This is a genomic window from Myxococcaceae bacterium JPH2 (assembly GCA_016458225.1).
GTDB lineage: Bacteria > Myxococcota > Myxococcia > Myxococcales > Myxococcaceae > Citreicoccus.
In genome coordinates this window covers 96,272-108,087 of the sequence record JAEMGR010000014.1, presented here as the reverse complement: position 1 = coordinate 108,087, position 11,816 = coordinate 96,272, and the positions used below count along the sequence as shown (strand labels likewise).

At 72.1% G+C, this 11,816-nt stretch carries 11 protein-coding genes; 8 read left to right on the top strand and 3 right to left on the bottom strand.

The window, feature by feature from the left end; all coding sequences use genetic code 11:
- Nucleotides 1-5 precede the first annotated feature (5 nt).
- Nucleotides 6-1,286, bottom strand: coding sequence for an MgtC/SapB family protein (locus JGU66_21905; GenBank protein MBJ6763430.1), 1,281 nt, complete (start codon nucleotides 1,284-1,286; stop codon nucleotides 6-8).
- Nucleotides 1,287-1,315: 29 nt separating this feature from the next.
- Nucleotides 1,316-2,452, bottom strand: coding sequence for an aquaporin (locus JGU66_21900; GenBank protein MBJ6763429.1), 1,137 nt, complete (start codon nucleotides 2,450-2,452; stop codon nucleotides 1,316-1,318).
- Nucleotides 2,453-2,799: 347 nt separating this feature from the next.
- On the opposite strand from JGU66_21900, the gene thiL reads away from it, so the two are divergent.
- The 8 genes from thiL to larC all read left to right on the top strand — a co-directional run bounded on the left by thiL (nucleotide 2,800) and on the right by larC (nucleotide 11,059).
- Nucleotides 2,800-3,747, top strand: coding sequence for a thiamine-phosphate kinase (gene thiL, locus JGU66_21895; protein MBJ6763428.1), 948 nt, complete (start codon nucleotides 2,800-2,802; stop codon nucleotides 3,745-3,747).
- A gap of 79 nt (nucleotides 3,748-3,826) precedes the next feature.
- Nucleotides 3,827-5,200 carry a methyl-accepting chemotaxis protein gene (locus JGU66_21890; protein ID MBJ6763427.1) on the top strand — a complete coding sequence of 458 codons (1,374 nt, stop codon included), beginning with the start codon at nucleotides 3,827-3,829 and terminating at the stop codon, nucleotides 5,198-5,200.
- A gap of 57 nt (nucleotides 5,201-5,257) precedes the next feature.
- Nucleotides 5,258-5,680 carry a purine-binding chemotaxis protein CheW gene (locus JGU66_21885; protein MBJ6763426.1) on the top strand — a complete coding sequence of 141 codons (423 nt, stop codon included), beginning with the start codon at nucleotides 5,258-5,260 and terminating at the stop codon, nucleotides 5,678-5,680.
- Between the two features lie 69 nt (nucleotides 5,681-5,749).
- Nucleotides 5,750-6,118, top strand: a complete 369-nt coding sequence (locus JGU66_21880; protein ID MBJ6763425.1) for a response regulator — start codon at nucleotides 5,750-5,752, stop codon at nucleotides 6,116-6,118.
- 55 nt (nucleotides 6,119-6,173) lie between these two features.
- Nucleotides 6,174-8,432 (top strand): chemotaxis protein CheA, encoded by a 2,259-nt coding sequence (locus JGU66_21875; protein ID MBJ6763424.1) that lies wholly within the window; start codon nucleotides 6,174-6,176, stop codon nucleotides 8,430-8,432.
- Nucleotides 8,429-9,031, top strand: a complete 603-nt coding sequence (locus JGU66_21870; GenBank protein ID MBJ6763423.1) for a chemotaxis protein CheC — start codon at nucleotides 8,429-8,431, stop codon at nucleotides 9,029-9,031. The genes JGU66_21875 and JGU66_21870 overlap by 4 nt, the downstream gene beginning before the upstream one ends.
- A gap of 75 nt (nucleotides 9,032-9,106) precedes the next feature.
- Nucleotides 9,107-9,859: a nickel pincer cofactor biosynthesis protein LarB gene (gene larB / locus JGU66_21865; GenBank protein ID MBJ6763422.1), complete on the top strand. Its 753-nt coding sequence runs from the start codon at nucleotides 9,107-9,109 to the stop codon at nucleotides 9,857-9,859.
- A gap of 24 nt (nucleotides 9,860-9,883) precedes the next feature.
- Nucleotides 9,884-11,059, top strand: a complete 1,176-nt coding sequence (larC, locus tag JGU66_21860) for a nickel pincer cofactor biosynthesis protein LarC (protein ID MBJ6763421.1) — start codon at nucleotides 9,884-9,886, stop codon at nucleotides 11,057-11,059.
- Here larC and JGU66_21855 read toward each other — a convergent pair.
- The gene (locus JGU66_21855) at nucleotides 11,048-11,803 is read right to left on the bottom strand and encodes a VOC family protein (protein ID MBJ6763420.1); all 756 of its coding nucleotides are present in this window, start codon (nucleotides 11,801-11,803) and stop codon (nucleotides 11,048-11,050) included. The genes larC and JGU66_21855 overlap by 12 nt on opposite strands.
- Between the last annotated feature and the right edge of the window lie 13 nt (nucleotides 11,804-11,816).

Here is an 11,816-nt window from a genome sequence, read left to right as displayed (position 1 = left end):
CTGCGTCACGGCATCAGCGACGGCAGGTGCGACTGCACGAGCGCGCCGGCGAGCCCCAGCACGAAGACGACACCCAGCGCGCGGCCCAGGCGGAGCGTCAGCATGCGCTCGTTGGACACGCGCGCCACGAGGATGAAGTTGATGAGCGCGCTCGCCAGCGACGCGATGATGGCGCCCACGCCCGCGGTGGTGGCGGAGATGGTGCCGTTCGCGCAGAGCGACGCGGCCGAGGCCACCGCCGAGGCGCTGGAGACGAGCCCGCCCACCGCGCTGACGGCGTAGAAGCCCGCGCGTCCCAACAGGTGCTGCCCCACCGTGCCCACCACCTGGAGCACCAGGAAGATGAGCCCGAATTTGAGGGCCGACGGCAGCGAGAACGGAGACTTGAGGGGCAGGGCCGGGGCCTCGCTCTCGGGAAGCGGAATGGCGCGGGTGCGCACCAGCGCGAGCCCCGTGCTCGACAGCAAGATGAGCGCCAGCGGCAGCGCCGAGTCCACCAGCGCGTGGAAGGACAACAGCCCCAGCAGCACCGCGTTGCGCAGCGCCATGGCGGACGTGGCCAGCATGACGCCGCGATACGCCGCGTCGAGCAGGCGCCCGGCCGTCTCGCGCACGCGGTTGGCCAGCTCCGCCACCGTGACGGTGCTGTTGACGAGGCCGCCCAGGAAGCCCGTCACCTCCACGCCGTGCGCGCCGAACACCTTCCACAAGAGGTAGTTGACGAAGCCGATGGCCGCGATGAGCACCACCGTCACCCACGCGCCTCGGGGCGCGATGAGGCCCCACGGGTCCACCGGCTGCGCGGGCAGCATCGGGTAGACGGCGAACGCGAGGATGGCCAGCAGGATGGCCGAGCGCAGCTCCTCGGCGGTGATCTTGTGGCTGAAGGTGGCGAGCCGCTCCTTCCACGCGAGCAGGCCCGCCGTCGTCACGCCCACCGCCGCCGGTGTGACGGTGTGGCCCAGGCCGCACAGCACGCCCGTCAGTCCCGTCACCAGCAGCGCCGCCGACGTGGTCAGCTCCGCGGTGCCATTCGCGCGCAGCGACTGCCAGTTGAGGAAGCAGAGCAGCACGCCCAACAGCGCGACGCTGAGCAGCGCGAAGTTCGGGCCGAGCAGTCCCCCCATGCCGCCCAAGAGCGCGGCGAAGCCGAACGTGCGCAGGCCCGCCTCCTTGCCACGCCACTCCCGCTCCAGGCCGACGAACAGACCCACCGCGAGCGCGAGCGTCAGGCGCATCAGCGTCTGCAGCGGCGGCCAGGTGACGACGGGAGGAAGTCCTTCCATGTGGAGCGAGTCCTTGCGAGGCGATGGGTTCAGGACGTGGGACGAGGCCCCTCGGACGAGGTGCCTCCGACGACGTGCAGCCGCTCCCAGCCCTGCTTGGCGAGCAGCCGTTGAAGGTGGGCGCGCAGCGCGGTGTGCAGGGCGCGCGCACCGGCTTCATTCGACGGGGAGACGGCGGGGAGCTGCCAGCACTCGCGCAGGCGCGTGTCCAGGCCCGGCGCGGCGCCAGAGAGTTCCAGGAGGATGATCCGCCCAGGCAGCTCGCCGCGCGCGTGGAGCGGCGCGGGACGCAGCCCTGCCTCCTTCATCAGCGCGCTCACGGTGGCGGGCAGCTCCTCACCCGACGGGGGGGAGGGCGCCACCTCGGCGCGGGCCCGTTCGGGGTGCGCGAGCGTGTTGAAGAGGGCGGCGGCCAGCTGGGCCGGACCGGCGACGGCGCTCTCGAAGACGACCGTCTCGGGAAGGCGCGGACCCACTCGCTCCCGAGGCGCGAGCAGCCAGCGGAAGAGGCCCACCGCGAGCGCGGCGCCGAGCAGCTGTGCCGCCACGAAGGACTCGACCTCCATGGGACGGATGACGCCCAGGCGCGCGCTGGCGGCGCGGGCCAGCACCAGCGCCGGGTTGGCCAGCGAGCGCGAGTCGGTGAACCAGACGGTGGCGGCCACGTAGGCCGCGATGGCCAGGGGCGTGGCGGCGGGCCGCGTTCGCACGCAGCCACGCACCACCACGAGCAGGCCGAAGGTCGCCACCATCTCGGTGAGGAACTGGGCGCCGCTGGCCGCGGGCATGCGCGTGGCGAGCAGCAGGGGCTCGCCGCACATGAGGTGCGCGACGAGCCGACCCACCAGGCTCCCGAGGAGCTGCGCGAGCGCGTAGCGCGGCAGCTCGCGCCACGGTGTCCCGTCTCCCAGCGCGTCCGCGAAGGTGAGCGCCGGGTTGAAGTGTGCACCAGAGAACGGGCGCAGCACGCCCATGAGGCAGGCGAGGACGGCGCCCGCCGCCAGCGACATGAAGAGGCGGCCCTCCGCGGGCCCCGCGCCCAGGTGCTCGGCGAGGTGGTGCGCGCCATCCAGCGCCACGACGAGCAGGCCACACCCGAGCGCCTCCGTGGCCAGCCGACGCCGCAGGTCGAGCGCGGGCTGCGGCGTGAGCGGTCCTCCCGGCATCGCCACCGTCATCGCCCCGACCTCCCCGCTCGGCTGGACGTATCCCCACCGGTTGCTTCGGACGGGCGAGCCAGGGTGTGGATGGGGGCGGTGCTCACGCTGCGGGGGTCCTCCTTCGGCCGGCGGCGCGGCAAGGAGCGCCGTGGGGGCCCACACTCCTATGCCTCGCGAGCGCGGGGGCGTCAACGCCACGTGACGTGCTCGCTGCCCTCCCCGTCGGCGGCGCGGGCTATGGTCGCGCGGTCGGACGCGGCGCGGGCACCGAGGATGGGACGTCATGCGGGTTGAGCACGAGGGGGGCGGGACGAGGCGGGGCGCCAGCGCCATCGCGGGACACGGAGGGCGCCGTGCCCGGTGAGTTCGACCTCATCCAGCGCTTCCTCTCCCACTTCCCTCGCGCGCGCGTGCCCGTGGGCCCCGGAGACGATTGCGCGGTGATTGCGCCCTCGCGCGAGGCGACGTGCGTCACCACCGATGCCATCGTCGAGGACGTGCACTTCACGCGGGCCACGTTCTCGGCCGCGGACATCGGGCACAAGGCCCTCGCGGTGAACCTCTCCGACCTGGCGGCCATGGGGGCCACGCCGCGCTGGTTCGTCTGCGCGCTCGCGCTGCCCCGCGACTATCCACCGCGCGAGCTGTCCGCTCTGGCGCGCGGCATGGCGGCGCTGGCTCGGGCGCATCGCATCGCGCTCGTGGGCGGCAACTTCACCTCCGCGCGCGAGGTGTCCGTCACCCTCACCGTCACGGGCGCGTTGGCTCGCGCGCCGCTGCTGCGCTCGGGGGCTCGGCCCGGAGACGCGCTCTACGTCTCCGGCACGCTGGGCGATGCGCGGCTGGGCTTCCAGCAGCTGCAGCGCGGTGTCACCCGGGGCTCGGCGGTGCGGCGCCAGCGGCGGCCCGAGCCTCGCGTCGCGTTGGGGCGCATCGCCTCGCGCTTCGCCTCGGCGGGGATGGATGTGTCGGACGGGCTGGCGCAGGACCTGGGGCACTTGTGTGAGGCATCGCGCGTGGGCGTGCGGATGGAGCTGGAGCGGCTGCCGCTGTCTCCCGCGGTGCGCGCCGCGCTCGGGCCCGAGGGCGCGCTCGCGGGTGGCGAGGACTATGAGCTCCTGCTGGCCGTTCCCCCCTCCCGCGAACGGGCGTTCGAGCGCGCGTGTGCTCGCGCTGGCGAGCGCGTGACGCGCATTGGCGAGCTGACTCGGGAACGGGGGTGGGTCGTCCTCAACGCAGCCGGTCGGTGCGTGCCACCCGCGCCAGGGTTCGATCACTTCAGGGGACGGGCGAGCAGGTAGGGGCAGGTGGATTGACCCTGCCGGACGGCAAGGCTAAATCCGGTGACCGCTTCCGCACCTCCCGCCGAAAGCACCCCTCGTGCGCCGCCCCCTTCGCGACGACCCTTCCTCTGGCCTCACCCCACGGCGCGAGCCCGTGCAGCGACTGCTGCGCTCGGTGGAGGGGCCCAAGACCACCCGAGAGGTCTCGCTGCACCGGAAGATCTTCACGGGCTACATCCTCCTCGGCGCCATCCTTGGCGCGTGGTTGATGGGCAGTGAGTCTCTGTTCGGCTCGGACTGGGGCAACCTGCGCTACCTCATCCGCGTCGGCGGCGGCGTGCTCATCACCTTTGGTGGCGCCGCGCTCCTGCCCTCGCTGCTCGCGCGCGTCATCCGCGTGAAGGTGCTCAGCCGCTCCGCCTTCGAAATCTCCCAGGGCGACCTGTCCAAGCCCGTGGCCGCCGAGGCGCACAGCACCCGCGACGAGATTGACGAGCTGACGGGCGCCATCTCGCGCATGCAGGAGAACCTGCGCGAGCTGGTGGGCAAGATTCAGGACACCGCCAAGAGCGTGGCCGACACGGCCATCGACCTGCAGCGTTCGGCGGAGAACGTCAACGGGTCCACGGAAGAAGTGGGCTCGTCCATGGAGCGCATCGCCAGCGGCGCGGAGACGCAGTCGCAGCTCGTCTCCCGGACGTCCAAGGTCATCACCGAGATGGCGGGCAGCATCCAGCGCACCGCCGTCAGCGCCGAGGACGCCGCCAAGACGACCGCCGAGACGAGCGGCGCGGCCGAGGACGGCTCCAAGGCCGCGCGGCTCGCGGGCGACAAGGTGAAGAAGGTCTTCAACCGCATCGAGTCCGCCAGCCAACAGGTGTTCGCCTTCGGCGAGAAGACGCAGGAGATCTCCAAGATCGTCGACGCCATCACCCAGGTGGCGCAGCAGACGAACCTCCTGGCCCTCAACGCCACCATCGAGGCGGCGCGCGCGGGTGAGTACGGCCGCGGCTTCGCGGTGGTCGCCGACGAGGTCCGCAAGCTCGCCGAGAGCGCGGGCCGCTCCGCCGAGCAGATCTCCAAGCTCGCGCGCGACATCTCCGGTCAGTCCACCTCCGTCGTCAGTGCCATGAAGGAAGGCATCGCGGAGCTGGCCGAGGGCCGCGAGGACCTGACCAACATCGTGCGCTCCATGGGGTCCATCACCGACACCATGCGCAAGGGCGCGGAGAAGGTGCACCTCATCTCCGACAGCGCTCGCGAGCAGCTCAAGGGCAGCGAGGAGATGGTGAAGGCCATCGAGGAAATCAAGCTGGTGGCGCGCAACAACGCCAGCTCCACCGAGGCCATCCAGGCCGTCATCCAGGAGCAGACCGCCGCCGTCTCCCGCATGACATCGCTGGCGAGCGAACTCACCAACCTCTCCGTGGAGCTGCAGAGCGTGGTGCGCAGCTTCCGCCTGGGCGCCTGACGCAGCGGTCCGGTGTCGCGGCGGACCACTCGGCCCTCCTGCTAGAAAGTCCCCACCGTGCGCCACGTCATCTTCCGGGTGGAGAAGGAGCGCTACGGGCTGCCGCTGTCGGCCGTCCGCGAGGTGGTGGTGCCCCCCGCGCGCTTCACCCTCGTTCCCCGCGCGCCGCCAGCCATCACCGGCGTGATGAACCTGCGCGGCCGGGTGGTGACAGTGGTGGAGTTGCGCCAGTTGTTGAATCTGCCCGAGGGGCCCACGCCACCCGCCCGGGTCGTGCTGCTGGACCGGGGGCGCCGGGACCTGGGACTGTTGGTGACGGACGTGGACGGCATCGAGGCGGTGGAGCGCATCAGCACCGCGCCGGGCCGGGTCACTCCGGCCGTGCGTGGGGTTGCCCGGTTGGGCGGCCTCGGGGTGACCGTCCTGGAGCCGGAGGGCTTGGATGCCGCGGTGGTTGCCTTGTTCACCCCCTCCAAGTGAGTAGCCCCCCGGAAAGCGCGGATGGTAGTGTCCGCGCCGGTAGGCCGGAATCGGAGGCGAGTTCTTCACATGGCTAAGCGGGTCCTGGTCGTCGACGACGCCATCTTCATGCGCAACATGATCAAGGACATCTTTGCGTCTGGAGGGTTCGAGGTCGTCGGTGAGGCGGCCAACGGCCTCGAGGCCGTGGAGAAGTTCAAGGAGTTCAAGCCCGACCTCACGACGATGGACATCGTGATGCCCTTCAAGAGCGGCATCGAGGCCACGCGGGAAATCATCAAGCAGGACAGCAGCGCCGTCGTCATCATGTGCTCCGCCCTTGGGCAGGAGAGCCTGGTGATGGAGGCCATCGAGGCGGGCGCGTCGGACTTCATCGTCAAGCCGTTCCGCGCCGAGGATGTGCTGGCGGTCGTCAAGAAGGTGCTGGGCGAGGTGTGAACGCTGGCGCGCCGGCCACGCGCGCCCGCTCCGCCGTTCCCGAAGAGGTCGGGTCATGACGATGGACATGTCCCGCTACCTCGGACTCTTCATCTCCGAGGCCAGCGAGCATCTGGAGGCCCTGAGCCGAGACCTCGTGCAGCTGGAGCGCGAAGGCTCGTCGAGCGCGGTGGACTCGATGTTCCGGCACGCCCACTCCGTCAAGGGGATGGCCTCGTCCATGGGCTTCGAGCCCATCGCCATCCTGGCCCACCGCGTGGAAGACCTGGTGGACGCCGTGCGGCAGGACCGCAGCCGGCTGGACCGGGACCTGGTGGACCTGTTGCTCGGCGCCGCGGACGCGCTGCTCGCCCAGGTGCGCGCCGTCGCCGAGAACAAGGAGCCCGCCGAGGCCACCGCGCTGCTTCAGCAGCTCAGCGCCCGCGTCACCACCATCACCGGCCACGCGCCCGCCACCACCCGCGTGGCGCGCGTCACGGTGCTCAAGCCCGCCACGGACGCGGCGGCCGAGCCTCCCTCAAGCCCCGAGCCCGCTCCCACGAAGGCGCCCGAGTCCTCCGCGCCCGCGCCTGACGAGACGCCTCGGCCCCCGGGCTCGAAGAGCGTGCCGGCGGACCCGCGCCCCGGGTCGTCCGCCGGTGGACTCTCGTCAGGGGCAGGGGCCGAGAGCGGCTCCACCGCGCGCGAGCCGAGGCCCGCGGAGGCTCCGGCGCTCGTCGCACAAGAGGTCGCCGTGCGGCCCGCGCCGGGCGTCGACTTGAGCGGTGGGCTCCAGGCCGCCGCGGGGGGCGCGCTGACGCCTCGGCCCGAGGGCGAGGCCCGCGCACCGATGCAGCGCTGGGCGGTGCAGCTGCGCATTGCTCCCACCTGCCAGGTGCCCGGAGTGCGCGCCTTCCTGGTGCACAAGCGGCTCACCACGCTGGGCACGCTCCTGGACCTGCGCCCCTCGCTGGAGGAGCTGAAGGCCGGACGCATCCCGGATGGCTACATCCAGGTGGAGCTGGAGACGTCCGTGGGCGACACGGGCATCCACAGCGCGCTCCGGAACGTGGCCGAGGTGGAGGTCGTCTCCGTCAAGGCGGCGGTGGCCGCGCCCGCGCCTGCCCCGCCCACCGTGGCGGCGCCGGACAGCGCGCGCTCCAGTGGAGAGACGGGCGGCTCGCGCACGGTGCGGGTGCGCACGGAGCTGCTGGACTACTTCCTCGACACGGTGGGCGAGCTGATGCTCGCCACGGCCCGCCTGCGCGAGGTGGGCAAGGTGCTGCCGGAGAACGCGCGCCCCGAGCTGGAGGAGGGCGTCTACCGGCTGCACACGCTGGTGAAGGACCTGCACGACAAGGTGATGAGCGCGCGCATGACGCCGCTGTCGCTCATCACGGACCGCCTGCCCCGCGCCGCGCGCGACATCGCCCGCCGCAAGGAGCGCGAGGTGGACCTGGTCATCACCGGCGCCGAGATCGAGCTGGACCGGGCCATCCTCGACGAGCTGGCGGATCCGCTGCTGCACCTGCTGCGCAACTGCATCGACCACGGGCTGGAGGCGCCCGAGGAGCGGCTGGCCGCGAAGAAGGGCTCGCGGGGACGCGTGCTGGTGGCGGTGCGCCGCGCGCGCGACCGCGTCATCGTCGAAATCGAGGACGACGGCCGAGGCATGGACCCGGCGAAGCTGAAGGCGGCGGCGGTGACGCGCGGCCTCCTGACTCCGGAGGCCGCCGCCCGCATGACGGACCGCGAGGCCTTCCTGCTGTCGTGCCTGCCCGGGGTGTCCACGGCCAAGGACGTGACGGACATCTCCGGCCGCGGCGTGGGCATGGACGCCGTCAAGCGCGTGGTGGAGAGCGTGGGCGGCACGCTGGAGATCGACAGCGAGCGAGGCCGCGGCACGCGCTTCACGCTGCGCCTGCCCCTCACCGTGGCGGTGGTGCACCTGCTGCTGGTGGAGGTGGGAGACGAGGTGTTCGGCCTGCCCATCGCCAAGGTGGTGGGCGCCACGGAGGCGGACGGCGACACGCTCAGCCGCAGCCGCGAGACGGCGTTGCTGCCTCACGGCAACGGGCTGCTGCCGGTGCACGCGCTGGGGGCGCTGCTCGGAGTGCCGGCCCCGGAGCGCAAGGGGCTGCGACCCTTCGTGGTGATGGAGGGGGACTCGGGGAAGGTGGCGCTGGCGGTGGACCGGCTGTTGGGCCAGGAGGAAGTGGTGCTCAAGCCGCTGTCGCGACCCTTGGACTTGCTGCCGGGCCTCTCTGGGGTGACCATCCTGGGCAGTGGCCGTCCGGTCTTCATCCTGGACGTTCCGAGGTTACTGTCCGCGTGAACGTGCTTCTGCCCAGTGACACGCAGCTCGACGCGCTGCGGGAGGTGGCGAACATCGGCTGCGGCCATGCGGCCAATGCGCTGGCTCGCCTCGTCCGCGGGCAGGTGGACCTCTCCGTGCCGCGCGTCCTGGTGTCGAGCGCCACGGAGGTCGCGCTGCGGCTGGGCGGGCACGCACCCGTGGCGGCCGTCCACCTGGGCATGACGGGCGAGCTGCAGGGCGCGCAGATGATGGTGCTGACGCCTCGCGACGGCGCGGTGCTGGAGTCGGTGCTCCTGGGCGGTCAGCCCGCCAGCCCGCTCGAACGGGACAGCGCGCTCGAGGAGGCCGCGAACATCGCCGCCAGCGCGTGCCTGTCCGCCATTGGCCGACTCACCCGGTGGCGGCTGCTCCCCACCGTGCCCACCCTGCGGCGAGGCCCGGGGCAGGACGTGCTGCGCGACGCGATGGGCGACGCGGTGCACGGTGGCGCCCGGCGGGTGGTGGTGACCGAGACACACTTCACCGTGGCGTGCGCCTCGCCGCCCGTGTCCGGGCAGATGCTCCTGATTCTGGAGCGAGAGAGCGCCGGAGTGCTCCTGGCTCGCCTGGGCCTGTAGCGCCCGGCCGGCTTTTGGGGCGGCCCGCGCGCGGGATGCATTCACCCGAGGCGTCGCCTGAGGTATGGGGCGCCCATGGACGAGAAGGCGCTGAAGCAACTCCTCGGGCAGGTGAAGTCGGGGAAGGTGTCGCTGGATGATGCGGTGGGCCGGCTGAAGGACCTGCCGTTCGCGGAGCTGGGCTACGCGACGCTCGACACGCACCGCAACCTGCGCTTCGGATTTCCCGAGGTGGTGCTGGGCGAGCCGAAGACGGCGGAGCAGCTACTGGGCATCGTGGGCGCGCTGGTGGAGCGCAAGCAGACGGTGCTGGTGACGCGGCTGCAGCCGGAGAAGGCCGAGGCCCTGCTCGCCCGCTTCCCCAAGGCCGAGTACCACCCCGTGGCGCGCATCTTCCACTGGCGCCAGCGCAAGGCCCGCGCGGGCCGCGTGGCGGTGGTGACGGCGGGCACCAGCGACATCCCCGTGGCAGAGGAAGCCGCGCTGACCGCCGAGGCCCTGGGCGCCGAGGTGCGGCGCGTCTACGACGTGGGCGTGGCGGGCATCCACCGCCTGCTGCGGCGCCGGGAGGAGATTCAGGAGTGCCACGCGGCCGTGGTGGTGGCCGGCATGGAGGGTGCGCTGGCGAGCGCGCTCGGCGGCCTGGTGGGCATCCCCGTGGTGGCGGTTCCGACGTCGGTGGGCTACGGCGCCAACTTCGGCGGCGTGTCCGCGCTCCTGGCGATGGTCAACTCCTGCGCCTCGAACGTGGCGACGGTGAACATCGACAACGGCTTCGGCGGTGGGTTCTACGCGGCGCTCATCTCGCGCACCCGGGGCAAGCGCTAGCGGCGCTTGGAGAAGGAGCACGACGTGCGGCGGATTCTGTACCTGGAGCCCGTGGGCGGCATCGCGGGGGACATGTTCCTGGCGGCGGGCATCGACCTGGGCGTCTCGCCCGAGGCGCTCACCCAGGCGTTGAGCGGCTTGCAGGTGCCGGGCTGGAAGCTGGCGGTGAAGCGCGCGGTGCGCCACGCCATCAGCGGCACGCACCTGGACGTCGTCCTGGACGAGCGCGAGGTGCACCCGCATCGCGCCTACTCGGACATCCGACAGCTCATCGAGTCGGCGACCACGCTGTCCCCGCGCGTGAAGGAGCGCGCGCTGGCGGTCTTCCGCGCCATCGGCGAGGCCGAGGCGAAGGTGCATGGCGTGTCCCTGGAGGACATCCACTTCCACGAGGTGGGCGCGGTGGACTCCATCGTGGACGTCTGCGGCGCGGCCGTCGTGCTGGAGCTGCTCGGCGACCCAGAGGTGCATGCGGCGCCGCCGCCGCTGGGCAGCGGCACCATCCGCGTGGCGCACGGCAACATGCCCATCCCGGTGCCCGCCACGCTGGAGTTGCTGCGCGACGTTCCCGTGCGCTTCGAGGGTGTGGGCGAGCTCACCACGCCCACGGGCGCGGCGCTGCTGAAGGTGCTCACGCGCATTGGCCACCCCCCCGACTTCATCGTGGAGAAGGTCGGCTACGGCGTGGGCACCAAGGACTTCCGCGACCGGCCCAACGTGCTGCGCGCCTCGCTGGGGCGCATGGAGGCGCCGCGCACCGAGGGCCTGTGGGTGGTGGAAGCGAACCTGGATGACGCCACGCCGCAGCTCCTGGGCCACCTGTTGGAGCGGCTCCTGGGCACGGGCGCGCTCGACGCGTGGGTGACGCCGGTGGTGATGAAGAAGAGCCGGCCGGGCCACCTCCTCGGCGTGCTGGTGGAGGGCGGCCTGCGCGACGCGATGGTGGAGCTGCTCCTGCGCGAGTCCACCTCGCTGGGCGTGCGCTACCACCGCGTGGAGCGGCAGGCGCTCGCGCGCGACTGGGTGGAGGTGGAGACGCCGTGGGGCCGCGTGCGCGTGAAGCGGGGCCTGCGCGAGGGCGCGGTGCTCAACGCCCATCCCGAGTTCGAGGACTGTCGGCGCGTGGCCGAGGCCGCGGGCATCCCCGTCAAGCAGGTGATGGCCGCGGCCCTGGTGGCGCTCGGCGACCTAGCGCGGTGAGAGCTGGATGATGGAGAACGTCGCGCCCGCGTCGTCGCTCACCACGGCGACGCGGCCGAACGGGCTGTTGATTCCGGACGCCAGCACGCGCCCGCCCATGCGCGTGACGGTCTTCGTCGCCTCGTCCACGTCAGCCACCGCGAAGTAGGTCTGCCAGTTCGACGGCGTGGGGGCGTTCGACTGGAAGATGCCCGCGGCGGTGGCCTCGCCCACGCGCAGCGTCCAGAACTCCATCCCGTCCAGCTTGCGCGCCTCGTGGCCGAAGACGGCGGTGTAGAAGTCGCGCGCCCGCGCCGCCTCGCGCGTGTGCAGCTCATGCCAGGTCATCGCGCCCGGCTCGTTCACCAACCCCGAGCCCACGTGCTTCAGGGCCTGCCACAGGCAGAAGTACGCGCCCGTGGGGTCCACACAGACGGCAAAGCGCCCCTCGCCCCCGGTGTCCTTGGGAGGGACCTCCACCCGGCCGCCGTTCGCGCGCACGCGCTCCGCGCTGGCCTGGATGTCCGCCACGTTGAAGTAGAGGGACCAGCACGCGGCGGCGCCCATGTTGGGAGGCGTGGGCATCATGCCCGCCACGCTTCGCCCGTTGCGCTGGAACGTCGAGTACTCGCCCTTCTCCTTGTCGCTCGACGTGAACGTCCACCCGAAGAGCGCGCTGTAGAAGGCGCGAGACTTCTCCACGTTCGGCGTCATCAGGTCCACCCAGGACACCGTTCCCGCCGGATACGTCTCGACCGCTGGCATGGCTTTCCCCTCA